Raw genomic sequence first — 24,511 nt, 5'->3', positions numbered from 1 at the left:
TATTTATGGATTATGTCCCTTTAGCTGTGCCATTCTTTTTACTAGCTATCATAGTAGAAAGTATTTATGGATGGATAGTTAAAAAGAATACTTACCGTTGTAACGACAGTATAAGTAGTCTTTTTATGGGCTCTCTTCGCACAACTAGTAAGGTCCTTGGAATTAGCATAGGAGGATATTTCTTTTATTGGATTGAGCAAGAATATAGTCTTTGGAGATGGAATGGCAGTTCAGTATTTACTTGGATATTTGCTTTTTTAATTTATGATTTTTTTTATTATTGGTTTCACAGGGTGAGTCATGAGCGCCAGATATTTTGGGCATCACATGTAGCACATCATCAGAGCGAAGATTACAATTTATCTACTGCTCTAAGGCAAACAGGAACGGGTTTTCTGTTTACTTGGGTCTTTTATATTCCTCTCTTTTTAATTGGCATTCCTTCTTATATTTTTATATCTGTAGCATCGATTAATTTAATATACCAATTCTGGGTACACACAGAGCATATTCCCAAACTGGGATGGTATGAACTAGTATTTATTTCCCCTTCTAATCATAGAGTACATCATGCACAAAATGATGAGTATATTGATAAAAATTATGGGGGTGTTTTTATTATCTGGGATCGCATCTTTGGGACTTTTCAAGAAGAATTAGAAAATAAGCCATGTCTTTATGGCATAAGAAGTCCAATAAATACTTTTAACCCAATAACGGCTAATTTACATATATATAGAAAAATTATTAAAGATATTTGGTATTCAGAGACTTGGAAAGAAAAATGTTATGTATTATTGGCCAAAACTGGTTGGTCTCCAGGAATGCCATTAGGGGAATCTTTTAAAGAAGAGTTTATTTCCTCAGATTTTAATAAATACAATCCTAAGACTAATACTTTGATAAATGCTTATGCATTTATTCAGCTAATAGCCATATCAAGTGTCGGATTATTATTTTTAGAAAGCGGAAATCTAAATTATATTCAAGGCATCATTGCATTAGGAATGATGATCTTTACTATGTTCTGTGTTTCTAGATGGTTAGACTCTAAACCAGCCATAGGCACTGAAATTTATAGGTTGATAGGCTTAATTGTTTTGGCCACTTTCTTATACTATTTCGATGTTAATTTTTTAATTATCCTTGGTTTATTAAGTTATACTTTTTTTAATTTAGCATCCTTACCTTTTTTAAGAAGAGCGAACTAACTAGATTTTGAGAATTATTGTTGACCAATTTTGGATAGAACTTTTAAATATGTAAATGCTTAGGAAAATTACAGCTATAACTCTCGCAGTTTCTTTTGTGGCTATGTCTACAAGTGGTTTAATGATGTTTGTTATAGAGAAACCTTCTTTTACTATACAAATGCATCCTGTGCATAAACTATTTGGATTAATTTTAATTCTTGCTGTTATTTTTCATTTATTTTTTAATTACTCTAGTTTATTGGGATATTTGAGTAATAAATTGAATATAATTTATGGATTATTTCTAGTCGCATTGCTAATAGTTTTATATGGAGTTGTTTTAAATAATAAAGTACCAGATAACTTAGCTCAACAAATGGATAATGCAGCGGAAGAGGCTGAAAAATAAATTTATAGGATTTTAGTTCCCAAAAAGTATATAAAAAGGAGATAGATATGTTAAAACTTCATTTCGCACCAAATTCTAGAGCTGGGAGAGTATTGTGGCTTTTAGAGGAGTTAGATTTGCCCTATGAACTTAACAAAATGGCTTTTCATCCTAAAGATTTAAAATCAGATGAACATCGCGCAAGACATCCCTTGGGAAGAGTACCAGTTTTAGATGATGGAGATATACAAATATGGGAATCAGGAGCAATTGTTGATTATATACTTGAAAAACATAAAAATGGAGGTTTAAAGCCAGCCGTTGAAACTTCTGAATTTCCAGAATATCTCCAATGGTTTCATTATTGTGAAGGTATGGTTATGCCACCAATGAATACAATAGTTGTCCAGACCATATTACTACCAGAAGATAGGAGAGATGAGGTAGTACTTGGACAGGCACAAAGGTTACTAACCAAGGCTTTAGAACCAATAAACAAATCTCTAGAAGGGAAGAATTACCTGATAGGCAATTTTTCTGGAGCTGATATCATGCTAGGTCATGCATGTTACATGAGCAATAACTTAGGTTGCGTCCCTGATGAGATGGTTAATATTAAGAATTATGTTCAAAGGATTTTAGATCGCCCTAGTTTTAAGAAGGCTATAGAAACTTAATAATTCTTCTTAACACCTAAATTTTAAAATTAAATATTTAACATGAAATCTGTTTGCTTATTCTTAGGAGATTTCTTCAGCAGTATTTGGTGGAACCATTGAACCAAGAAATTAATAACTCATATTCTTATTCACCTTTAGACAGGGTAATTTGGGATACATCTTCTTCCAAGGCTATTTTAAGTGAAGTAGGCAGATTAAATTATAATAAAGTATTTATAGTCTGCTCCTCATCCTTGAAAAAAAATACTGATGAGATTGAAAAGGTATCTAATGTCTTAGGGTCTAAGTTAGTAGGGGTTTTCAGCAAATGCCTTGAACATTCACCCATAGATAATGTCATAGAATGTGCTCAAGAAGTTAGATCTATGAATCCTGATATTATATTAACAATCGGCGGAGGAACTCCAATTGATACGGTTAAAGTCGTGCAATTATGTCACTCTTTAAACATCAATTCCGAGGAGGAGCTAAAGAAAATAGCTAATAAATTCCAAAATAAGAATTCAAAAATAAGGCAAATAGCTATTCCAACAACTCTTTCGGGAGGAGAATATTCTAATATGGGTGGCGCCTTAGACACCAAGAAGCAACTTAAAGAAAGATATTTAGGTAAAGATCTATGCCCTAAAGTAGTAATTCTAGATCCTGAGATAACTCTTCATACCCCCGACTGGCTTTGGTTATCTACAGCAATAAGGTCTGTAGATCATGCTATAGAAGGGCTTTGTTCATCTTCTACTAATCCTTTAATTTACCCTATGGCCCTTCATTCATTAGGAGAATTTGCAGCATCCTTAAGGGGAACCTTTAAGGATAGGAATGATTTAGAGTCCAGATCAAGAGCACAAAAAGCTGTATGGATGATTGCTAAGAATCTAGGGAATGTTTCAATGGGAGCTAGTCATGGACTAGGTTACCTTCTGGGATCTATCTGTTCCATCCCTCATGGCTATACATCGTGTGTTTTATTGCCCGCGGTCTTAAAATGGAACGAATCAGAAAATTTAGAGAAACAAGATCTTATATCTAAAGCTCTCGGAAAACCTGACTTATCTGCTTCTCAAGCTGTAGCTGAATTGATATCAGATTTGGAATTACCAAAGAATTTAGGAGAAGTTGGAGTTTTAGAAGAGCATTGGCAAAAAATTGCAGAATATGGATTGAAACATCCTACCGTCCTATCAAATCCTAAACCCATTAAATCTGAGCAAGATATTTTAGAAATTTTAGAATTAGCTAGTTATTAAATAAATCATATTGAGGAATAAATTGGAAAAGAAAAAAATACTAGTATTAGGGGCTTCAAGTTTTTTAGGTAATCTTTTCTTAAAAGAGTATTCATTTGGAGAAGTTCTTGGAACTTATAACAATAATAAAGTTAACTCTTCCATATCCTTCGATAGCACTTTAGAAGACATATCAAAATTAGAAGTAAATTGGAATGATTTCAGTCATGCACTTATCTTAGTTGGTGATACTGATCCAGACAGCTGTTATAGGAATTCCGAACTTTCAAACCTCATTAATATTGTATCTATTAAAAAAATAATTGATTTTTTAGTTTTTAAAAATATTTTTATCATTTTTACTTCATCAGAATTTGTTTTTGATGGACTAGGCGGACTCTATAAAGAAACCGATAAAGCTAATCCTATTCTCTTGTACGGACAACAAAAATTAGAAGTAGAGAATTACCTTAAAGGCATTGAGAAATGTTGTATTTTACGACTAGCTAAGATCTACGGTGATTCTGAACATGACGGCACTCTTTTTAGTAACTGGATGAAGGCTTTAAATAAGAATAAAAAGATATATTGTGCAAATGATCAATATTTTTCACCTGTATATGTTCAAGATGTAATACGAATTATTCATCTTGTGATAGTAAATAATATTACCGGTCTCTATCATGTTTCATGCGGAAAAAAGTTTAGAAGAGACATGCTTTTAGAGGTCTTATGCCTAGCTTTAGAAATAAAACCGGAGATTCATCTTTGCGGTATAAATGATTTTAATTTACCTGAGAAAAGGCCTCTTGATGTATCTTTGGATTCCTCAAAAATTTCTAAATCATTGAATTTTACTTTTACAGATACGGAAGTTTTCATTAAAAACCGATATATTAATTTAGAGAAATCTTAATTGTTTTTTTTGTATAAAGTTTCTTATTTTCTTGTATAGTACTTTTTACTTAAGTTATTTAAGTTTGTAAAAAATTAATAATTATTTTTAATCCAATCAATTTTAATTGGACTCAATGAAGCAAATAAGATTAGACAATGATTCTCTTAGAGAGGACAGTAAGGCAAAGAGCACTTCCTTTTTTGTTAAAAATGAACCAAATTTTTTCTCCAATGAGTTGATCTCAGACATAATAGAAATTGGGCGGAATAGAAAAACTAATTCTAGAGTATGTATGCACCCTAGTTCTGATTCTAAAATGCATGAAATGTTAATATATCAAACCCAAGAGAATTTTTTTCCTCCAAAGAAGCAACTTACAATAGAAAAATCATTTTTAGTTATGCAAGGAGAAATTGCACTTTGCATATTTGAAGAGACAGGGCAGTTAAAAGATTATGTAATTCTTGGAAATTCCTCAAATTTATTTTGTCGCATTCCACCTGGAATTATTCATATGGACTTAACAATGTCAGAATTTTCAGTCCATTTAGAGTCAGTTCCTGGTCCATATAAAAAAGAAGATTGTCTATTCCCTGACTGGTATGACGAAAAGAGTAGAGTTGATTTTCTTTCAACTTTAAAGTCAAAATTGAAATAAGCCTTGCGCTTAAAGAGTTCTAAACCTTTCTGTATTTTTATATTATTTGTAAATTAAAGTTGTATGAGTATTGAAGAAAATAAGAAATTAATAGAGAAATGGTACTTAGCCCTGGCAGATGGAGATTTTGAGACTATCTTTGATATGCATCACGAAAATGTTATTTACAATATGGTCGGTAGTACTCCTGTTTCAGGAAGGCTCTATGGGAAAGAAGCTTGCTGTCATAACATGATAGGTCAAAAATTAATTGAGAAATTAGTTCCTAGCAAGATTAAGTTCTCAAAAAAATGGAAAATTATAGCGGCTGAAGGTGACAGGGTAGTTGGTCTTATGGAAGGAGGAGGCCCCACTAAGAACGGAGAAGAATATAATCAAACTTACTGTGAAATCTTTACTTTAAAAGATAGTAAAATAATAGAGTTACATGCCTTCTTTGATACTGTTCTTGTGGAGCATTGTCTTTTTGAGAATTCATTAGAAAAAAAACCTCAGGAAATCTTAGATCCTTTTCAGATTAAATAGTTTTTATAAATGATATTAAAATTTTGGTCAGTAAAAATTCTTCGTTTTGTAGTTATTTTTTTTATATTTTCAGTTGTAGTAGCAAGCTATTTTTATCCCGGAGGAAATATTCTTGATCCAAGTCAAGAAGGTTATTCAATAGCGTTGAACTTTTTAAGTGACTTAGGGGGTTATAAATCTCATTCAGGTGAGGTTAATTTTATTTCAGCATTTTTTTTTAATATGGCAATGTTTCTATTTTTATTAGTAGGAATTAGTTTTATATTTATTCCAAGATTATTTAAAGAAAATTCTTTAACTCATAATTTAGCTTTAATAGGATCTGCTTTTTTCTTTTTAGGAACTATATTCTTTGCTGCTATTGGATTAACACCTCATGACCTTTATAGAGATATGCATATATACTTTGCAATTAATGCATTTAGACTGCTAATTCCGGGTTCTATATTTTATGTCATTGTTTTGTATAGGAGTTCTGTCCCTAATAAATATACATATATAACTTCATTTTATTTATTATCGACCTTCTTTTATGTTTTTTATCAAATTTTCAGTGGCAGTCCCTTGGAAAGTAATCAAGCATTAAGAGAGGCCGCCTTGGTGCAGAAGTTTATAGTTTTAATAAGTGTGATAAGTATCTTTTCATTAAGTTATGCTTTTTCTTCAAAATTGAAAGAAAATAATATTTTGCAATATAATCTATAAATTAAATTTATCATTTATTTTAAGAAGGAGGATTAATTGGAATTAGAAGGTAAGCGAATTATCGTAACTGGCGCCTCAAGAGGTATGGGGGAAGCGACTTTAAAAATGTATGTGAAATCAGGTGCAAATGTTTTTGGGATGGATGTTCTAGATGATATGGGATCTTCAGTTTGTAAAATTGCAAATAATCAAGGACCTGGCTCAGCTAAATTTTTAAAAGTAGATGTTTCAGATAAAAACAGCGTAGAAGAATCTTTTGCTGAGGCAATAGATTCTTTAGGCGGTCTAGATGTACTTGCTCATCCGGCTGCAATACAAAGCGGATCTGATCCTGCTGAAGTAAAAGTTGAGGATTGGGATCATATGTTTGCTGTCAATGTTAGGGGAACTATGTTGACTAATCAGATAGCATATAGATATATGAAAGAATCAGGTGGCGGCTCTATAATTAACTTTGGATCTATTTCAGGGCAAAGACCAGAACCAGGGGCAGTAGCTTATTCAGCTGCAAAAGGAGCTGTGCATTCATGGACTAGGAGTGCAGCAGGAAGTTGGGGAAAAGATAATGTAAGGGTTAATGCGATCCTGCCGGCTATTGATACTCCAATGTTTCGATCTGCAGTTTCTTCTTTGAATGAAGAACAAAAGGCTGCAAATGAATGGATAAATTTTAAAAATATTTTTATAGGGGGCAAATATGGAGATCCAGAAAAGGATCTTGGTCCTGTAATGGTTTTTTTTGCTTCAGATGCATCTCACTTCATTACGGGACAGCTAATACCCGTAGATGGAGGTCAAACTAGTGTTCGATAAATCAAACTTACTAATTTAGTCTTTTATATTTTATGAGAAGAATAGTAACTGGGCATAACTCGAAAGGTAAGTCTGTTATTTTAATAGATGGACCACCATCAAGATCTATTGGCGAAGAGGTGGGAGGCTTGTTTGAAATATGGAATACAGATAGCAAAGTTACAGATAGAATGGATAAAAGTGATAAGGCAGATATTGATATAGTTCTTTCACCTGATAAAAGCTGTACAAAATTTAGGTATTTTCAGATTAATCCCACTCCAGATAATATATCTGATGAAATATTAAATGAATTAGCAGAAGAAGCATTTAAACAAATCGGCGCTGCTCATCATAGGGTGGATGTTTCTAGGCATCATGCTATGCACGAGACTGGCACTATTGATTATATTATTTTACTAGAAGGGGACATAACTTTAATATTAGATGAAGATGAAGTCGATCTTAAGCCTTTTGATGTTGTAGTCCAGAGAGGAACAAATCATGCATGGAGAAATAATGGTAAACAACCAGCTACCCTAATAGCTGTCTTGATTGATAGTGATTTTGACGAATAGAATTTTAATAAAAAGGAAAAAAAATGAATGAAGGAATTTCAATACAAATTAGATCTGAAGTTACTAATGAAGGAAAACTTAAATTATCTTTAATTGAAGAGAAAAAGCCAACACCCAAAGAAAATGAAGTGTTAATTAGAGTTGAAGCTACTCCAATTAATCCGTCTGATTTAGGACTTTTACTAGGTCCAGCTGACGTCAATTCTCTCAAAGTGGAAGGCCATAAAGAAAATATTGTGGCTGTGATTGATATTCCTGAACCTCTTATGAGAATGGTTCAACCAAGACTTGGAAAGTCATTACCGGTAGGTAATGAGGGCGCTGGGGTTATTGAGGATGCTGGTGAGAATGCTAAGGATTTAATAGGCAAAGTTGTTGGAGTCGCTGGAGGAGCGATGTATTCACAATACAGATGCGTTCCTGCTTCTAGTTGCTTAATTATGAATGAGGGAACTTCTCCCTCAGAAGCTGCCTCTTGTTTTGTTAATCCACTAACAACTTTAGGTATGGTGGAAACAATGAAATCAGAAGGGCATAAAGGCCTAGTGCATACAGCAGCTGCGTCTAATCTGGGGCAGATGTTGGTAAAGGTTTGTAAAATGGATGGAGTACCCCTAGTTAATATAGTGAGAACTGCAGATCAAGAAGATAAATTACGAAGTTTAGGAGCCGAGTTCGTTTGTAATTCTAGTAATGAAGATTTTATGACCAGTCTAGTAGAAGCATTAGTTGCTTCTGAGTCAACTTTAGCTTTTGACGCAATAGGTGGTGGAAAATTATCAGGCCAAGTTTTAACTGCTATGGAGATAGCGGCTAATAAAAATTCTGCAGAACATAGTATTTATGGTTCAACAACTTATAAACAGGTATACATATATGGTGGGTTAGATAGATCTCCAACAACTTTAAATAGAGCTTATGGCATGTCTTGGGGAATAGGTGGTTGGCTTTTGACGCCTTTTATAGGAAAGATAGGCCCTGAGAAATTTCAGGCTTTAAGAAAAAGGGTCTCTGATGAAATAAAAACAACTTTTGTAAGTAATTACTCCAAAGAAATTTCTTTACAAGAAGCTCTTCATGAAGAGAGTATTTTAGATTACTCAAAACAGGCAACTGGAAAAAAATATTTAATAACACCTCACAAAGAATAAAAAATAAATTAGAGTAGAAGAAATTAATTATTAAAGTTATGGAAATTATTTCTTAATCATGACCAAACGCAAAATATGTGTAGTTACTGGAACTCGAGCTGAGTATGGTCTTTTGTCTCACTTGATATCATTAATAGAACAATCTCAGGAATTTGACCTCCAAATTATAGCTACAGGTATGCATTTATCAGAGAAATTTGGATTAACATATAAAGATATTGAAAAAGATGGTTTCAAAATAGATTATAAAATTGATATTAATTTAATTTCTGATACCCCTTTAGGTTTATCCAGCTCTACTGCTATTGCTCTTAAAGAAATTTCTCGTGCATACCAAGATTTAAAACCTGATCTAGTTTTAATACTCGGAGATAGGTTTGAAATCTTTGCTTCCGCAATTGCCGCTATGTTTAATAGAATACCCATTGCTCACATTAGTGGAGGTGAGAGGGCAGAAGGTGCTATCGATGAAGCAATTAGGCATTCAATTACTAAAATATCCCACTTTCACTTTGTTGCTGCAGAAGAATATAAGAAAAGGGTAATTCAACTTGGCGAATTACCGGATAAAGTTTTTATGGTTGGAGGTTTAGGTGTAGATAGTATAAAAAGACTTCAACTCATGGATAAAGAAGAATTGGAGGATTCATTAGGTTTAAAATTTAAAGAAAAAAATCTTTTAATTACTTTCCACCCTGTGACGCTTGAAGAATATTCTTCTCAAGATCAGATGAAAGAATTAATGAAATCTTTAACTTCTTTAAAAGATACGCAACTTATTTTTACTATGCCCAATGCAGACACAGATAGCAGTATTTTATTTTCAATGATCGAAGATTTTGTATTATCAAATAATAATGCATATTCCTTCACTTCTTTGGGGCACTTAAGATACTTATCATGCATAGCTCAAGTAGATGGAGTGGTAGGAAATTCTTCAAGCGGGATTTCAGAAGTTCCTTCTTTTTGTAAAGGAACAATCAATATAGGTCATAGGCAGGATGGTCGATTAAGGGCATCCAGTATAATTGATTGTAATCCTGACAAGAATTCTATAATTAAAGCTATAGATAATCTTTATTCTGAATCATTTCAAAAAAGTCTTGAATTGACTGATAATCCATATGGAGAAGGTGGAGCATCACAGAAAATAATTCAAATTTTAGAAGATGCATCCTTTAAAGATCTTTTAATGAAGCCATTTTATGATTTAAGTTAATTTTAAGATTAAATGTAAAGTGTCTTTGAAAATCTTTAAAATACTTAGGAGTTGTATGTTATGTGTCTATCTCGTAAAGTGAAGAATTTTTTAATATACCATAAATTTAAATATTAAAGATGAGTAACATTGACGATAAAGTTGTAGAAGATTTTGGGAATGAGTGGTCAACTTATGATCAATCTGCATTAAGCGATCAAGATATTAAGAAAGCATTTAACCAGTACTTTGATATATTCCCCTTTAAGGATCTAGGTGATGATGTTAAAGGTTTTGATATGGGTTGTGGAAGTGGAAGATGGGCTAAATTTGTAGCTCCTAAGGTAAAACATTTGAATTGTATTGAGCCTAGTAAAAAAGCAATTAAAGTGGCTAAAACAAGACTTTCCCATCTAGAGAATATTGACTTTTATCAAGCTTCAGCAGATAACATTTCTATTGAAAAATCATCCCAAGATTTTGGCTATTGTTTAGGTGTCTTGCATCATATACCAAATACAGCTGAAGGCATAAAGTCGTGTGCGTCTTTGCTCAAAATAGGAGCTCCTTTTTTACTTTATCTTTACTATAATTTTGAGAATAAACCTTTGTGGTTTAAGACAATATGGAAATTAACTGATTTAATTAGAGGTGCAGTCTGTAAAATGCCATTTACTATTAAACGGGTTATATGCTTTATGATAGCTGTGATAATTTATCTCCCGGTTGCTAGATTTGCTATGTTGTTTGAAAAAATAGGATTCAATATTGATAATTTCCCTTTATCAGATTACAGAAACAAACCTTTTTATTTTTTAAAGACAGATGCATTAGATAGGTTTGGCACAAGATTAGAGCAACGTTTTAGTAAAAAAGACATTACTATAATGCTTGAAGAGGCTGGGTTTGAAAGAATATCTTTTTCAGATAAAACACCTCATTGGGTTAGCCTCGCATACAAGAAAAAATAAAAACATAAAATATGTCCAAGATTCTTTATATTTCTTACGACGGAATTCTTGAACCTTTAGGCTATTCTCAAGTTTGGAGTTATTTGAAAGAACTGTCTAAGAATAATGAGATATGGTTATTAAGTTTCGAAAAGAAGAAAGATATTCTTGACCAAGAAAGAATTATCAACATGAGACAAGATTGTTTAGATTGTGGAATAAAATGGAAGAGCCTGGACTATCACAAGTCTCCAACGGCCTTAGCTACAGGTTTTGATATATTTTTGGGGTGTTTAGTGGCATTTATGATTTCTTACAGAAATAAAATATCAATAATTCATGTTCGAAGTTATGTCCCCGCTCTTATAGGAGTATTTGTAAAAAAATTATTGGGCACGAAATTTATTTTTGATATGAGAGGGCTATGGCCTGATGAAAAAGTTGATAGCGGTTCTTGGAAAAAAAAAGGTATGTTGTATAAAATAGCAAAGTTTCTAGAAAAATCTTTCTTTTTAAACGCAGATATAATTGTTTCTTTAACTCGAGCTGGAGTAAAAGAGATTAAATCCTTTCCTTATTTACAGAGCATAAATAAAGAATTTAAGGTTATAACAACCTGTGCAAATTTAAAGGTATTTAATCTTCCCCAAGAAAAAGGGATAGAAGAGTCAAGCCTTAATAAACCTTTTACTTTAGGTCATGTAGGTTCAGTTACTCTTTGGTATGCTTTTGAAGAAGCTTTAGTTTGTTATCAGATGCTCCAAAAAATAGATCCCTCAGCAAGATTTTTTATTTTAAATAAAGGGCAACATGATTTAATTCAGAAGAAGTTAGATGATCTAGATATAGATCAAAAAAATGTTATCTTAATTGAAGCTAATCAGGATGAAGTGGCTAATTTTATGCAACAAATGGATGCAGGTATATTCTTTATTAAACCCTTTTATTCTAAAATTTCTTCTGCACCTACAAAATTAGGAGAATTTCTTGGATCAGGAGTACCTTGTCTCGGAAATCATGGTATAGGTGATATGACTGATATATTAGAAGCCAATAATGTTGGCGTTTCCATTAAAGATTTTAACAGAGAATCTCTGCAAGAAGGTTTGCAGGAAATAATGCAATTATCAAAAGAACCTGACATCAAAAGAAGATGCAGAAAAGTAGCTGAAGAAAATTTTTCTCTTGAAAGGGGCGTCCAGTCTTATCAACAAATTTACAATCATCTTGATAGATAGTAAGAAGAAGATTTTAGTACTTTGTCCTTATCCAGAAGGAGTTGCGGCAGGCCAAAGATTAAAGTACGAGCAATATATTGAAAATTGGCAAGAGAATGGTTTTGAGGTGGAGGTATCAAATTTTTCTGATATGGATTTATGGTCAATTCTTCACCAAGAAGGACATTATGCAAGGAAATTTCTCGGCACTATTAGAGGTTATCTAAAAAGAATTAAAATTTTATTTAGAATTAAAGATTATGATTTAGTCTATGTCTTTATGTGGGTTTCTCCGATTGGAACTTTATTTGAAAGGGCTGTGAGAGGGTTGTCTAAGTCTTTAATCTTTGATTTTGATGACTTTGTTCATATAGATTTATCTTTTAACAAGACCTCTTTTACTTCTTGGATAATTGCTAAATTAAAAGGAGGATCTAGAAAGACTAAATATTTAATAAAGAATTCTGATCATGTAATTATCAGCTCACCTTTTCATCTAGATTATTGCAGAAATTTAAATTATAAGCATGCTTCGGATTACATACCCTGTTCTTTAAATACAGATTATTTTGTACCCAGGCATTCTTCTAAAAAGGAAAGAAAAGTTGTCATTGGTTGGACAGGAACTTTTAGTTCAAAACCTTATCTTGATTCTTTAAAAGAAGTTTTTATGAGTTTGTCAGAGATGCATGATTTTAAATTAAAGATAATTGGTAATTTTGATTATAAATTACCTGGGATAGATTTAGAGGTTATTCAATGGTCTAAGGATCATGAGATAGATGATTTACAATCTATTGATATAGGTATTTATCCTATCTTCTTTGATGAGTGGGGTTTAGGTAAGGGAGGGCTAAAAGCTATGCAATATATGGCGATAGGCCTGCCAGTGGTTGCTTCGGATTATGGAACAAGTTCTATTATTTTAGAAAATCAGAAAGATGGTCTATTAGTTAAAACAAATGAGGACTGGCTAAACGCTTTAAATTTTTTAATTAAAAATCCTGATAAAAGAATTGAATTAGGACAATATGGAAGAAAAAAAGTTGTAGAAAAATATTCAACAAATGTAGTTAAGTCAAAATATTTAGCTATTTTAGAGTCTAATTGTTTATAGTTCTTGTTTTTATGTCTCGAAAATTGAATAAATTTTAAAAATGACTAAAATCTTAGAGAGCTCTTGTCGTATCTGCAACAAAATAGTAAGAGAAGTTATAGATATAGGCTCTTCGCCGCCAGCTAATAATTTTATTAGTTCTTTAGATGAAGAATCAAGACTCTATCCTTTAATTGTTGATTTTTGTGATTCATGTAGCTCTCTTCAGTTAAGAAATTGTTTAAATGAGGAGGATCTTTATAAGAATTACTCTTATATGACTCCAGATACTGATTCTCAATTTCAACACTATGAAATCTTGATATCTTATTTAAAGGAAAGGAATATTGTAGACAATAGAACAAATTGTTTAGAATTAGGGAGTAATACTGGTCTCTTCCTTAAATCTTTAGAGCCAAATGTTGCTTCAGTTTTAGGTATAGATCCTGCAGAAAATATAGCTGCTATAGCCAATAGAGAAGGGGTTAAAACTATCGCTGAATTCTTTACTCCTGAAACTGCTTCAAAAATTCTTAAAGATTATGGGGCTCAAGATCTAGTTATAGCAAGACATATGTTTGCTCATAATAAGTTCCCTAAGCCGATGCTTGAAGGAGTTTGCGCACTTCTTTCTGAGAATGGATCATTTATTATTGAAAATGCATACGCAATTCCAACATTGGAAAATGGTGAGCTAGACCAAATTTATCATGAACATATGTTTTATTATTCAGTTAAGTCCATGCAAACTTTACTAGATTTTTATTCTTTGGAGATTACCAGTCTTTTAGAAACTAATCTTCATGGAGGATCTTTAGTTTTTATTGCTTCTAGGAAAGGCTCTAGGCCTATAGAGCCAATAGTTGAAGAATATGTTGAAAAGGAAGATTCCTTATTCTTAGAAGATAAGATATTTTCTCATTTTAATGAGAATGCTTCTTCTTTAAAAGATAAAGTTCTACAGGAAATAAGACTAGACCAAGCAGGTGGAAAAAGAATTGGTGCTTATGGAGCTACTGCTAAGGCTTTTACCTTATTCTCTTTTTTGGAGCTTGATAATTCTGATCTCGAATATTGCGTTGACACTACCCCTACAAAGATAGGTAAAATATTTCCATTTTTTAATATTCCTGTTATTTCAGAAGAACAACATACATTAGATCCAGTAGATTCTTTCATAGTTACGGCTTGGAATTATAAAGATCATATAGTTAAGAAAGCACCTAAATTTATGAAAAAAGGAACTAAATTAATTTTCCCATTACCTTATTTTGAGGTAATAGAAGTTTAAAGAGTTAATGATGAAGTTATTAGTAACAGGAGGAGCTGGATTTATTGGATCTGCTTTAATCAGATATATTATTGGAAAGACAGATAGTCATGTTTTAAATCTAGATAATTTGACTTACGCAGCTAATCTTGATTCTTTGAACTTCGAAGAAGTTAATGAGAGATATTCATTTAAAAAAGGGGATATTTGTGATAAAAATTTTTTAGAAAAAATTTTTGAGGATTATCAGCCCGATAGGGTAATGCATTTAGCAGCTGAATCTCATGTTGACAGATCCATTGATGGTCCTTCAGATTTTATTCAAACCAATATCATTGGTACTTATAATCTCTTGGAAGTCTCAAGAAGTTATTGGATGAGTTTGAATAAACCGCGAAAAGAGAATTTTCTTTTTCATCATATATCTACGGACGAAGTCTTTGGAGATCTTAAAAAACATGACTCTCCTTTTACTGAAGATTCTAATTATAAACCTAGTTCTCCTTATTCTGCTTCAAAAGCAAGCTCAGACCATTTAGTTAGGTCTTGGCATAGAACTTTTAATTTACCTGTAATTGTATCTAATTGTTCTAATAATTATGGTCCATTTCAATATCCCGAAAAATTTATACCTTTAACGATAACTAATGCTATAAGCGGAAAAGCTATTCCAGTTTATGGCGATGGCCAACAGGTTAGAGATTGGCTTTATGTTGAAGACCATGCAAAAGCTTTATATCTAATTCTCACCAAAGGTGTAATTGGTGAAAGTTATAATGTGGGAGGTGATAATGAGCTTAAAAATATCGAAGTAGTTCATCAGATTTTAGATATAATTGAAAGAAAGATACCTAATAAACCAGGCACATTAAAGAATTATGAAGATTTAATTTCTTTTGTTGAAGATAGGCCGGGGCATGATCTGCGGTATGCTATAGACTGCAGCAAAATAAAAAAAGATTTGAATTGGTCGCCTTCTGAAACTTTTAAATCAGGCTTAGAAAAAACAGTAAATTGGTATTTGGAAGATTTGAATAAGAATACATAGCTTGGGATTTAATATATATTCTATTAAGAGAGAAAATTTATGAAGGGAATAATATTAGCAGGAGGCAATGGGACTAGGCTTAGACCTATTACCTTGGGAGTATCAAAACAATTGCTCCCAATATATGACAAGCCAATGATCTATTATCCATTGTCTGTTTTGATGCTAGCTGGAATTCAAGAGATTCAAATTATTTCTTCTCCTCAAGATATTGATGGTTATGAGAAACTGTTAGGAAATGGAAGCCAATTTGGTTTAAAACTATCTTACAAAATTCAACCATCTCCAGATGGCTTAGCTCAGGCTTTCATTTTAGGTGAGGAGTTTATAGGAAATGATAGTGTTTGTTTAATCCTTGGAGATAATATTTTTTATGGTCAATCCTTTAGTGAGTCTCTTCATGAAGCAGTTTCATCAAAAGAGGGTGCCACGGTATTTTGTTATCGAGTAAATAATCCAGAAGATTTTGGCGTCATTGATTTTAATGATGCTGGCGAAGCAATTCACATAGAAGAAAAACCGTCCGACCCTAAGTCAAACTTTGCAATAACTGGTCTTTATTTTTATGATAATGATGTAGTCGAGATAGCTAAATCAATAAAACCTTCAGGAAGAGGGGAATTAGAAATTACAGATTTAAATAAGGTGTATTTAGATAGAAAGAAATTAAAAGTCAAAGTATTGGGCAGGGGGTTTGCTTGGTTGGATACAGGAACACATGATTCATTATTAGATGCTAGTAAATTTGTTCAAACCATTGAGCATAGACAAGGACTTAAGGTTGCTTGTTTAGAAGAAATAGCTTATCTCAATGGGTGGATAGATAAAGAAATACTGGAAATGCAGATAGTGAAACATTTGAATACTGGTTATGGAGAATACCTTTCGTCTATCGCGCTTGATACTAAATAAAATAATTGTAATCTCATCAAAATGAATAAAGTCTTATGAAAGATAGTACCTTTCATGAAGATATGATGCTTCTTGCTTTAGAAGAAGCAAATAAAGCAGAAATTTTAGGAGAGGTTCCCGTGGGTGCTATAGCTGTAATTCAGGGGGAGGTGATTGGTAAAGGACATAATTTATGTATTAACTCTTTAGATCCGTCTGCTCATGCAGAGATTTGTACTCTTAAACAAGCAGCCTACCATCAAAAAAACTATAGGTTAAATGGTGTAAATCTCTATGTAACTTTAGAGCCCTGCATGATGTGTGCAGCTTTTTTAGTTAATGCACGCATAGATCATTTATATTTTGGAACCTTTGATGAAAAGTCGGGGGCCATCATAAGTCAAGCAAGATTTCTAGAAGAAGGATACTTAAATCATAAGGTTAAATATGAAGGAGGGATTCTTGCAAAAGAATGCTCAGAAATCTTAATAAATTTTTTTTCAAATAAGAGAAGTTAGAGATTAAAACTTGACCATACTGGTGCGTGATCTGAAGGTTTTTCCATTGACCTAGTTTCATAATCAATACCAGTATCTTGTAAAGCATTATTGAGTTTATCAGTAGCCCAAATATGGTCTATTCTGAGACCTCTTTTTGGTTCGTCTTTAAATCCCCTGCTCCTGTAATCAAACCAACTATATATTTTATTTTCATCAGGGTTCATTGTCCTGTAAGTGTCATGGAGGCCCCATTTAATAAGATCAGATAACCACTCTCTTTCCTCAGGGAGAAAGCTACATTTACCAGAGCTCAACCATCGTTTTCTGTTATTTTCGCCTATGCCTATATCAATATCTTGAGGTGAAATATTTAGATCACCCATGACAATTAAATTTTCTTGAGAATTATGATGAGATTTAAGGTGAGAAATAAGATCTTTATAGAATTTTTCTTTAGCAGGAAATTTAATAGGATGATTTCTTTCTTCCCCTTGCGGGAAGTAACCATTGAATATGGTAATTTCTTGATTATTTTTCTTAAATGTTGCCCAAAGAAGTCTTTTTTGTGATTCCTCAGTATCGGAATCAAAACCCTTGCCATATTTAATAGGTAAATCTTTAGAAAGTATTGCCACCCCATAATGACCTTTTTGACCATGTATTAAAGGGATATATCCCATCTCTTCTATCATTTCATGAGGGAAATCATCATCATGAACTTTTGTTTCTTGTAAACCAATCACGTCAGGATTATGTAAATCGATTATAGATTGTATTTGATGGGGCCTGGCTCTAATACTATTAATATTGAATGAGACTATTTTCATAATTTTAGAATATTATTATTTATTCACTGAAGCAACTATAGGTTTGAATGATGAATCAATTGAATCAGCTAATATATTAGAAGCTTCTTTTAAGATTTCCTCATATGGATCTATTAAATCTTCATCTGCATCCTTTTCACTGTCTAAATATGACTTGTAATTTTTAAATATACTTAGTCCTAATTTTCCTCTTAATTCATTTTGTCTTTTTAGAAATTCCTCTTCTAAATCTTTTTTTAATTTCTTTCTTTTGTCTAAGTTCAAACTTACAAGATTTTTTTCCTTTTGTTGAGTGCGCCACATTTTCTCTCCTACAATATACTGAAAAACAGGAGATGCATTCACTCTTTTTCTTGTAGCTTCGATTAAATCTTGATCTATGAAGGGTACTCTTTTAAAGCTCCTGAATTTAGCAGGTGAAATTGTGTCATATATGAGAGGGTTTTCTAGAGTCTTCATTCCAATTTCTTCAGAATTAATAATATCAGGCAATAAAATATCAGGCACTACTCCATTAATTTGGACACTATTTCCAGTTACTCTATAGAATTTAGATTCCGTGAACTTAAGTTTTCCTCTGCTTAAAGGTTCCATCCTTTGAACAGTTCCCTTTCCAAAAGTTTCAGTACCTATGATGATGCCTCTTTCATAGTCTTGTATTGCTCCAGCAAGAATTTCTGAGGCAGATGCACTAAATTTATTAACAAGCACAGCTAACGGTTTATCATAAAATTGGAAGCCTCTTCTTTGACCAAGGCCTTGTATATTTCCTGACGCATTTTTAACTTGTACAATTTGACCTGCTCCTAGAAATAAATGGGCTAAGGAATTAGCTTCAAAAAGAGAACCCCCGCCGTTATTTCTAAGATCAAGAATAAGGCCATCTATTTTCTCTTCTTTAAGCTCTATTAGAAGTTTTTTAACGTCATTGCTACTGCTCTTAAAATTATATTCTCTTCGTTGATATGCTTCAAAATCCATATAAAAGGCCGGTAAAGTAATCACCCCTATAAGGTAATTTTTACCTTCCTTATTAATAGTAATAGTTTTTTTCTGTGCAGATTGATCTTCTAGTTTTACTAGTCCTCTTTCGATTTCAATAATTTTTGTCTCTGATTCGTCTATTGCATTTGCTGGTATTAACTCTAGTTTTACTTTAGAGCTCTTTGGCCCCCTGATCAGCCTCACAGCGTCATCAAGTCTCCAACCAATAATATCAACAATTTCTTTTTCTCCTTGTCCTACACCAATAATTTTATCTTCCGGAGATAGTAAATTTGATTTATCTGCAGGACCTCCAGGGACTATTTCTCGAACTGAAGTATATAATCCATCGGGAGCTAAAATTGCACCAATACCTTCCAAAGAAAGTTTCATATCTATGTCAAAGTCTTCAACCATCTTTGGAGAGAAGTAATTGGTTGCAGGTCCAAATCTAGAAGTTACCGAATTCATGAATATATTAAATACATCAGATTTTTTTGTTTGACTAAAATAGTTCTTTTGACTTTTATGTCTCTTAGCTAGTTTAGATTTAGATTCATCCAATGTATTTCCATTGACCATCAATTGAATTAGATCATTTATCAAAAAGTCAGCCCAAAGAAGTTCTACTTTATTTAAATTCTTTTCCCAAAAGTTTTCACTTCTATCTAATTTTAAATTTCTATCTTCATAGAAAGACGGCGTGTCTATTTCATTTAATAGGTTTGTTTTGAATTCCTGTCTTATCTTGTTTCTGATTGAATATAAATTAAATATTTCAAATGCTTTATAAATAGTGAAATCTATATCTTTATTATTTTGTTGTGAAAAGTAGGAAACTTCTGATTCCAGAAATAATAATCGATTTGGATCTAAGGACTCTATAAATGTTTGAAGGGCGTCTTCTTGAATTTCATCAAAACTTATATCAACATAATGTTCTTGTTGCAGGATACTGATAATTTCTTTTGCCAAATCAATATCAGTTTCTTCAGCTCTAAATTTGTCTTCACTTATTATATTGAAATTACAAAAAGCTATTACAACGAAAAAAAATATTTTATTTCTATGTAGTTTTTTGACCATATTTTTTGCTTTTACTAAGAGAATTTTTGTTAGGGTAATAAAAATCTGAAAGATAAATATTTTAGAAATTAAGTTACCATTAGTCCATAGAAATAACTACTTTACCAATGACTTTACGTTCATTCATAAATTTTAGCGCTTCAAGCCCATCTTCTAGGGAGAAGATTTTACAAATATATGGTTTAAGTATATTTTCATTAGCGAGTTTATAAATCTCTTCTAAGTTCTCTAAACCTTTTTTTGGATCTTTTCTTCCGAATTCTCCTGCCCTAACTCCAACGACTGAGAATCCTTTTATAAGAGGTATGTTAACTGGTACATTAGGTATTCTGCCTCCTGCAAAACCAATTACTAGAATTCTACCTCCCCAATTTATACACCTTAAAGACTCATCAAATATATCGCCTCCAATAGGATCGTAAATAACATCAGCACCTTTGCCTTCAGTGAGGTTCTTTATTTCTTCTCTAAAAGATACATGATTATCTTGTGAAGTTACTACAATCTGGTTTGCTCCCCATTCTAAAGTTGTTTCTAATTTATCTTTTGAAGTTCCAGTTGCTATAACATTAGCTCCAATATGAGCACCTAGTTGAACGGCAGCCATTCCTACTCCTCCAGTAGCTCCATGAACTAGAAGAGTTTCATTTTCTTTTAATTTTCCTAATCTTATAAGAGCAACATATGCAGTTAAAAAAGCAGTTTGGAAAGCAGAAGCTTCAATGAAGCTAAGAGTATTAGGTTTTAATCTTGCATTTTCTTCAGGCACAATTACATGCTGAGAAAAGGTTCCATTGCCCCAAGAACCAAAACAGACTTCATCACCTACTTTGAATTTTGAAACCAAATTTCCTTTTTCTATGATGATGCCTGCACCTTCCATACCAAGTACAAATGGTAACTTTGGTTTATGTTGATATTTTCCTTGGCTCATTAGAAGGTCAGGAAAATTTACAGAAGAAGCTTTTACGTTAATTAATAAATCCGTTTCTTTTAATTTGGGTAAAGAAAGAGTTTCCAGAGAAATTCCTTCAAAGCCTTCTGATAGGGATTTACACAATAAAGCTGTTGTTTTTTTTGTCAATGCTCTTCCTCAGCTTTGCTTTCTCTATACCATAGATTGAAAGCCCATTTTTCTCCCATAACTACAGGACAAGCTCCATGAAGAGCTCCTTTATTGGGAGAGGTAGAACCAGCATGGCAATTTTGAAAAACAACAACCTTTCCTTTTTTGGGCTTTACTATTTTATCTATGTTTGGAAAAGATGTTTCTCCGCCTTTCTCAACATCATTAAGATAACCAAGTACAGTTATAATTCTTTGGCCAGAATTTCCCAAAAAAGCTCTACCAAGATCTGTATCTTGTTCAAATGTATCCATATGCGGCTGATATTCTTCTTCGACATCGTAGTGGAGGACTTGAAAAGCTTCGGCATTTTCTAAAGGCATTTGAACTAATTTTGAAATCTTTTTTGCTAAAGATAGGGTTATTCCAGAATGTGAATGCTTAACCCAGCAGTTCTTACTTGTTCTCCTTTTATCAATTGAACCAGATTTTTCCTCTGATGAATCTATTGAGCTTACAGTAGATCTTTGCATAAAATTCCAAGAAATTTCTTTGAGATGCTCACACTCTATATCGCTTAGAACACCTAGAAGAGTATATATAAGAGGGTTATGATGAATAACCTCCATTTCAAAATTTCCTAATTCAATCTTCATTATTTTTCATTTTTTCTGTCAACTCTTTGATGGATTCTGCAGTCTGACCAAACATATTTTCTAGATTTTCTTTAGTCATTTTTTGACCAAAACTTCTTGCTTCTTTACCTAGGTCCATTCCTTTTCTAACGGCAGGTCTAATCTTTATTTTATCAAACCATTTTCTGACATTAGTAAAAGAATCAAGATTTACACCATATCTTTTATAGGCAGTTACCCAAGGGAATGATGCTATATCTGCAATTGAATAGTCGCCCGCTAAATAATCTCTTTTGCTGAGAATATTATTCATGATACCTAATAAGCGGTCGTATTCATTTTTATAACGAGTTTCAGAATAAGAGTGATCACCTGGAAAATTTGGAGCGTAGTTGACAAAGTGACTTACTTGTCCGGCCATAGGACCAAGTCCTCCAATCTGCCAAAATAACCATTCTAAAATTTTAATTCTTTCTTTAGGTTTTTGTGAAAAAAACATACCTGATTTTTCTCCTAAGTACATGAGAATAGCGCCTGACTCAAATACACTTATATCATCTTTATTTGGTCCATTATGATCTACAATAGCAGGCATTTTATTATTAGGACTTATAGATAAAAACTCAGGTTTAAATTGATCTCCAGCTCCTAAATTAACTGGTATTACTTTATAAGGTAAACAGCATTCCTCAAGCATAATAGAAATCTTCCATCCATTCGGAGTCGGAGAATAATATAAATCAATCATAAAGTTAGTTAATGCATTAATTGTTAGATGATAGTATTCTAAAAAAAAGATTTATGAAATTAATATTTATGGAGATCTAATGAAAATAGATGCAGGGATTATTGCAAAAGATGCAAGGCAAGCTGGAATTTCAGCTAAAAGTCTAGAGGATGCTGGATATGATGGGGCTTTTACCTATGAGGGTCCTCATGACCCCTTTTTACCTATAGTAGGTGCAGCATTAGAAACAGAAAAGATACATCTTATGACATCCATTGCTGTTGCTTTTGCAAGAAACCCAATGACTTTAGCTAATTTGGGTTATGATTTAAATCTACTTTCCAAGGGAAGGTTTATCTTAGGTCTGGGTTCGCAAATAAAACCCCATATCACGAAAAGATTTTCAATGCCTTGGTCTAGACCAGCGGCGAGGATGAAAGAGATGATTTTAGCTATTCAAGCTATTTGGGACTGTTGGCAAAATGGTTCAAAATTAGATTTCAGGGGAGAATTTTATTCGCATACCATAATGACACCTTTCTTTACTCCTGAAGCTCATTCTTATGGTCCGCCTAAAATTTATGTAGCTGCAGTAGGTCCATTAATGACTAAGTCTGTAGCTGAGTCAGCTGACGGTCTTTTAGTGCATCCTTTTCACACTTTAAAGTTTATGGAGGAAACAACTTTACCTGGAGTTAAGGAAGGTTTGGAAAACGCAAATAAAAATGAAGAAGATTTTGATTTTTCTATTAGTGTTATGACAGCAACAGGCATTGATGAACAATCTTTTAATAATTCTGTAAATGCGGTTAGAAATCAAATAGCATTTTATGGATCAACACCGGCTTATAAAGGGGTTTTAGAGTCTTGTGGAGCAGGAGACTTGCAAGAAAGATTAAATCTTTTGTCTAAAGAAGGTAAATGGGCTGATATGGCAAATTTAATAGATGATGAATTATTAAATACTATAGCTGTTATAGCTGAAAACCCAAAAGAAGCAGCAGAAAAGATAAAAAGTCGTTACTCTGGAAAGGGTGATAGGTTAACTCCAGCTCTTTATTCAGATAATCCTGAATTAGCTCCGGAGATGCTCAAAGCTCTAAAGCATCTGATTTAATTAGAGACACTAAGAATATCCTGAATAAGTTCAGGGCCTTTATAAATTAATCCAGAATAGATTTGAACTAAATCAGCTCCTGAGTCTAATTTCTCTAGGTAGTCATGTTTAGTCATGACTCCACCTGACGCTATCAAAGGAAAATCTTTTCCAACCATATTCCTTATCTTTTGTAGGATTTCTGTAGATAATGTAAATAATGGTTTTCCACTGATTCCACTAGGTTTGTGATGATGATCATGATGAATCGAAGTATTTGTAGCTATTATCCCATCTATGCCATTATCTAAAATTGTATTTACGATTGAATCTATTTCTACATTATTTATATCCGGAGATAATTTCACTATTAGAGGTTTGTAGTGATCAATCTTAGCCATATTTAACTGTTTATCTTTCAAGGATTTTAAGAGTGTAGGGAGATACTCTTTTGATCCTAAATCTCTAAGATTCATGGTGTTTGGTGAGGATATGTTAATTGTTATAAAATCAGCTACAGAGTAAGCCTTTTCAAAACATATCATATAATCTTCTAAGGCCAGATCTAGAGGAGTTTTTGAATTCTTTCCTATGCTAACTGCAATTGGGCATATTCTTGAAGAGCTTGATATATTTTTTATCAAGTAATCCACTCCTTTATTGTTAAAGCCCATGCTGTTTATTAATGCCTCTTCAGATCTATCTCTAAATAATCTAGGTTTTGCATTTCCTGCTTGGTGCACAGGAGTTACTGTTCCTAGTTCTAAGAAACTAAAACCCAAGGATGATAAGCTTTGAATATAGTCCCCATTCTTATCGAGCCCTCCAGCAAGTCCTAGTTTATTTTTAAAATTTATTCCAAAGCATTCGATATTAGATCTTTTACTATCCTTGATTAAATTAATCCCTATCTTATTGGACACCTTTAAAGACTCAAGAGCTAAGTAATGAGATAGTTCTGTAGGTAAATATCTAAGACATTTTGTTATAAAAGAAGTTAATTTTATTAGCATCATATATTGAATTCATTGTACAATGAGTTTCGTAATAATGATCCGAAAATTATTAGGTACTACTTAGCTTTTAAAAAAAACACATAATAAATATTGTAATTATGGAATTATTT

General features: G+C 32.5%; 26 protein-coding genes. 20 read left to right on the top strand and 6 right to left on the bottom strand.

Annotated elements, in window-relative coordinates; all coding sequences use genetic code 11:
* Nucleotides 1-5 precede the first annotated feature (5 nt).
* From P8J93_02120 to tadA, 19 genes are all read left to right on the top strand, one after another.
* On the top strand, nt 6-1,211 hold the full coding sequence (locus tag P8J93_02120) for a sterol desaturase family protein (GenBank protein MDG2060596.1): 1,206 nt from the start codon (nt 6-8) through the stop codon (nt 1,209-1,211).
* A gap of 55 nt (nt 1,212-1,266) precedes the next feature.
* Nucleotides 1,267-1,602, top strand: a complete 336-nt coding sequence (locus P8J93_02115; GenBank protein MDG2060595.1) for a DUF4405 domain-containing protein — start codon at nt 1,267-1,269, stop codon at nt 1,600-1,602.
* Nucleotides 1,603-1,649: 47 nt separating this feature from the next.
* On the top strand, nt 1,650-2,258 hold the full coding sequence (locus tag P8J93_02110) for a glutathione S-transferase family protein (protein ID MDG2060594.1): 609 nt from the start codon (nt 1,650-1,652) through the stop codon (nt 2,256-2,258).
* 98 nt (nt 2,259-2,356) lie between these two features.
* On the top strand, nt 2,357-3,508 hold the full coding sequence (locus tag P8J93_02105; protein MDG2060593.1) for an iron-containing alcohol dehydrogenase: 1,152 nt from the start codon (nt 2,357-2,359) through the stop codon (nt 3,506-3,508).
* 22 nt (nt 3,509-3,530) lie between these two features.
* Entirely contained in the window at nt 3,531-4,403 is an 873-nt protein-coding gene (locus P8J93_02100; GenBank protein ID MDG2060592.1) for a sugar nucleotide-binding protein, read from the top strand.
* A gap of 115 nt (nt 4,404-4,518) precedes the next feature.
* Complete coding sequence (locus tag P8J93_02095) at nt 4,519-5,043, top strand: WbuC family cupin fold metalloprotein (protein MDG2060591.1); 525 nt, start codon at nt 4,519-4,521, stop codon at nt 5,041-5,043.
* 63 nt (nt 5,044-5,106) lie between these two features.
* Complete coding sequence (locus P8J93_02090; GenBank protein MDG2060590.1) at nt 5,107-5,568, top strand: nuclear transport factor 2 family protein; 462 nt, start codon at nt 5,107-5,109, stop codon at nt 5,566-5,568.
* A 9-nt stretch (nt 5,569-5,577) separates the two neighbouring features.
* Nucleotides 5,578-6,273 (top strand): hypothetical protein, encoded by a 696-nt coding sequence (locus P8J93_02085; protein ID MDG2060589.1) that lies wholly within the window; start codon nt 5,578-5,580, stop codon nt 6,271-6,273.
* A 36-nt stretch (nt 6,274-6,309) separates the two neighbouring features.
* Nucleotides 6,310-7,086, top strand: a complete 777-nt coding sequence (locus tag P8J93_02080) for an SDR family NAD(P)-dependent oxidoreductase (GenBank protein ID MDG2060588.1) — start codon at nt 6,310-6,312, stop codon at nt 7,084-7,086.
* Between the two features lie 32 nt (nt 7,087-7,118).
* Entirely contained in the window at nt 7,119-7,643 is a 525-nt protein-coding gene (locus P8J93_02075) for a cupin domain-containing protein (protein MDG2060587.1), read from the top strand.
* A 23-nt stretch (nt 7,644-7,666) separates the two neighbouring features.
* Entirely contained in the window at nt 7,667-8,794 is a 1,128-nt protein-coding gene (locus tag P8J93_02070; GenBank protein MDG2060586.1) for a zinc-binding dehydrogenase, read from the top strand.
* Nucleotides 8,795-8,852: 58 nt separating this feature from the next.
* Entirely contained in the window at nt 8,853-10,013 is a 1,161-nt protein-coding gene (gene neuC / locus P8J93_02065; protein MDG2060585.1) for a UDP-N-acetylglucosamine 2-epimerase, read from the top strand.
* Nucleotides 10,014-10,132: 119 nt separating this feature from the next.
* On the top strand, nt 10,133-10,963 hold the full coding sequence (locus tag P8J93_02060; protein MDG2060584.1) for a class I SAM-dependent methyltransferase: 831 nt from the start codon (nt 10,133-10,135) through the stop codon (nt 10,961-10,963).
* An 11-nt stretch (nt 10,964-10,974) separates the two neighbouring features.
* On the top strand, nt 10,975-12,180 hold the full coding sequence (locus tag P8J93_02055; GenBank protein MDG2060583.1) for a glycosyltransferase: 1,206 nt from the start codon (nt 10,975-10,977) through the stop codon (nt 12,178-12,180).
* On the top strand, nt 12,170-13,276 hold the full coding sequence (locus P8J93_02050; GenBank protein ID MDG2060582.1) for a glycosyltransferase family 4 protein: 1,107 nt from the start codon (nt 12,170-12,172) through the stop codon (nt 13,274-13,276). Before P8J93_02055 ends, P8J93_02050 begins: the two co-directional genes overlap by 11 nt.
* 40 nt (nt 13,277-13,316) lie before the next feature.
* Nucleotides 13,317-14,546 (top strand): class I SAM-dependent methyltransferase, encoded by a 1,230-nt coding sequence (locus tag P8J93_02045; GenBank protein MDG2060581.1) that lies wholly within the window; start codon nt 13,317-13,319, stop codon nt 14,544-14,546.
* Between the two features lie 10 nt (nt 14,547-14,556).
* Nucleotides 14,557-15,573, top strand: a complete 1,017-nt coding sequence (gene rfbB, locus P8J93_02040; GenBank protein ID MDG2060580.1) for a dTDP-glucose 4,6-dehydratase — start codon at nt 14,557-14,559, stop codon at nt 15,571-15,573.
* A gap of 39 nt (nt 15,574-15,612) precedes the next feature.
* Nucleotides 15,613-16,485, top strand: a complete 873-nt coding sequence (rfbA, locus tag P8J93_02035) for a glucose-1-phosphate thymidylyltransferase RfbA (protein MDG2060579.1) — start codon at nt 15,613-15,615, stop codon at nt 16,483-16,485.
* Between the two features lie 35 nt (nt 16,486-16,520).
* Entirely contained in the window at nt 16,521-16,982 is a 462-nt protein-coding gene (tadA, locus tag P8J93_02030; GenBank protein MDG2060578.1) for a tRNA adenosine(34) deaminase TadA, read from the top strand.
* Here tadA and xthA read toward each other — a convergent pair.
* From xthA to P8J93_02005, 5 genes are all read right to left on the bottom strand, one after another.
* Nucleotides 16,979-17,791 carry an exodeoxyribonuclease III gene (gene xthA, locus P8J93_02025; GenBank protein MDG2060577.1) on the bottom strand — a complete coding sequence of 271 codons (813 nt, stop codon included), beginning with the start codon at nt 17,789-17,791 and terminating at the stop codon, nt 16,979-16,981. The genes tadA and xthA overlap by 4 nt on opposite strands.
* Nucleotides 17,792-17,806: 15 nt before the next feature.
* Complete coding sequence (locus tag P8J93_02020) at nt 17,807-19,861, bottom strand: carboxy terminal-processing peptidase (GenBank protein MDG2060576.1); 2,055 nt, start codon at nt 19,859-19,861, stop codon at nt 17,807-17,809.
* 79 nt (nt 19,862-19,940) lie between these two features.
* On the bottom strand, nt 19,941-20,945 hold the full coding sequence (locus tag P8J93_02015) for an NADPH:quinone oxidoreductase family protein (GenBank protein MDG2060575.1): 1,005 nt from the start codon (nt 20,943-20,945) through the stop codon (nt 19,941-19,943).
* The gene (locus tag P8J93_02010) at nt 20,942-21,583 is read right to left on the bottom strand and encodes a 2OG-Fe(II) oxygenase (protein ID MDG2060574.1); all 642 of its coding nucleotides are present in this window, start codon (nt 21,581-21,583) and stop codon (nt 20,942-20,944) included. Before P8J93_02010 ends, P8J93_02015 begins: the two co-directional genes overlap by 4 nt.
* Nucleotides 21,573-22,310: a glutathione S-transferase N-terminal domain-containing protein gene (locus P8J93_02005; protein MDG2060573.1), complete on the bottom strand. Its 738-nt coding sequence runs from the start codon at nt 22,308-22,310 to the stop codon at nt 21,573-21,575. Before P8J93_02005 ends, P8J93_02010 begins: the two co-directional genes overlap by 11 nt.
* Nucleotides 22,311-22,389: 79 nt before the next feature.
* On the opposite strand from P8J93_02005, the gene P8J93_02000 reads away from it, so the two are divergent.
* Nucleotides 22,390-23,406: a TIGR03617 family F420-dependent LLM class oxidoreductase gene (locus tag P8J93_02000; protein MDG2060572.1), complete on the top strand. Its 1,017-nt coding sequence runs from the start codon at nt 22,390-22,392 to the stop codon at nt 23,404-23,406.
* On the opposite strand, the gene P8J93_01995 is transcribed toward P8J93_02000, so the two are convergent.
* Nucleotides 23,403-24,401: a quinone-dependent dihydroorotate dehydrogenase gene (locus P8J93_01995; protein ID MDG2060571.1), complete on the bottom strand. Its 999-nt coding sequence runs from the start codon at nt 24,399-24,401 to the stop codon at nt 23,403-23,405. The two genes, P8J93_02000 and P8J93_01995, sit on opposite strands and share 4 nt — an antisense overlap.
* Between the last annotated feature and the right edge of the window lie 110 nt (nt 24,402-24,511).

This window comes from SAR86 cluster bacterium (assembly GCA_029268615.1).
GTDB lineage: Bacteria > Pseudomonadota > Gammaproteobacteria > Magnimaribacterales > Magnimaribacteraceae > JAQWNM01.
This window is presented reverse-complemented; position numbering and strand designations above follow the sequence as displayed.

What these genes read in the sequence shown, in the direction of transcription:
- P8J93_02120 (MDG2060596.1), top strand. Translation starts at nt 6, where the DNA reads ATGGATTATGTCCCTTTAGCTGTGCCATTCTTTTTACTAGCTATCATA.
- P8J93_02115 (MDG2060595.1), top strand. Translation starts at nt 1,267, where the DNA reads ATGCTTAGGAAAATTACAGCTATAACTCTCGCAGTTTCTTTTGTGGCT.
- P8J93_02110 (MDG2060594.1), top strand. Translation starts at nt 1,650, where the DNA reads ATGTTAAAACTTCATTTCGCACCAAATTCTAGAGCTGGGAGAGTATTG.
- P8J93_02095 (MDG2060591.1), top strand. Translation starts at nt 4,519, where the DNA reads ATGAAGCAAATAAGATTAGACAATGATTCTCTTAGAGAGGACAGTAAG.
- P8J93_02090 (MDG2060590.1), top strand. Translation starts at nt 5,107, where the DNA reads ATGAGTATTGAAGAAAATAAGAAATTAATAGAGAAATGGTACTTAGCC.
- P8J93_02085 (MDG2060589.1), top strand. Translation starts at nt 5,578, where the DNA reads ATGATATTAAAATTTTGGTCAGTAAAAATTCTTCGTTTTGTAGTTATT.
- P8J93_02075 (MDG2060587.1), top strand. Translation starts at nt 7,119, where the DNA reads ATGAGAAGAATAGTAACTGGGCATAACTCGAAAGGTAAGTCTGTTATT.
- P8J93_02070 (MDG2060586.1), top strand. Translation starts at nt 7,667, where the DNA reads ATGAATGAAGGAATTTCAATACAAATTAGATCTGAAGTTACTAATGAA.
- neuC (MDG2060585.1), top strand. Translation starts at nt 8,853, where the DNA reads ATGACCAAACGCAAAATATGTGTAGTTACTGGAACTCGAGCTGAGTAT.
- P8J93_02060 (MDG2060584.1), top strand. Translation starts at nt 10,133, where the DNA reads ATGAGTAACATTGACGATAAAGTTGTAGAAGATTTTGGGAATGAGTGG.
- P8J93_02055 (MDG2060583.1), top strand. Translation starts at nt 10,975, where the DNA reads ATGTCCAAGATTCTTTATATTTCTTACGACGGAATTCTTGAACCTTTA.
- P8J93_02045 (MDG2060581.1), top strand. Translation starts at nt 13,317, where the DNA reads ATGACTAAAATCTTAGAGAGCTCTTGTCGTATCTGCAACAAAATAGTA.
- rfbB (MDG2060580.1), top strand. Translation starts at nt 14,557, where the DNA reads ATGAAGTTATTAGTAACAGGAGGAGCTGGATTTATTGGATCTGCTTTA.
- rfbA (MDG2060579.1), top strand. Translation starts at nt 15,613, where the DNA reads ATGAAGGGAATAATATTAGCAGGAGGCAATGGGACTAGGCTTAGACCT.
- tadA (MDG2060578.1), top strand. Translation starts at nt 16,521, where the DNA reads ATGAAAGATAGTACCTTTCATGAAGATATGATGCTTCTTGCTTTAGAA.
- xthA (MDG2060577.1), bottom strand. Translation starts at nt 17,791, where the DNA reads ATGAAAATAGTCTCATTCAATATTAATAGTATTAGAGCCAGGCCCCAT.
- P8J93_02020 (MDG2060576.1), bottom strand. Translation starts at nt 19,861, where the DNA reads ATGGTCAAAAAACTACATAGAAATAAAATATTTTTTTTCGTTGTAATA.
- P8J93_02010 (MDG2060574.1), bottom strand. Translation starts at nt 21,583, where the DNA reads ATGAAGATTGAATTAGGAAATTTTGAAATGGAGGTTATTCATCATAAC.
- P8J93_02005 (MDG2060573.1), bottom strand. Translation starts at nt 22,310, where the DNA reads ATGATTGATTTATATTATTCTCCGACTCCGAATGGATGGAAGATTTCT.
- P8J93_02000 (MDG2060572.1), top strand. Translation starts at nt 22,390, where the DNA reads ATGAAAATAGATGCAGGGATTATTGCAAAAGATGCAAGGCAAGCTGGA.
- P8J93_01995 (MDG2060571.1), bottom strand. Translation starts at nt 24,401, where the DNA reads ATGATGCTAATAAAATTAACTTCTTTTATAACAAAATGTCTTAGATAT.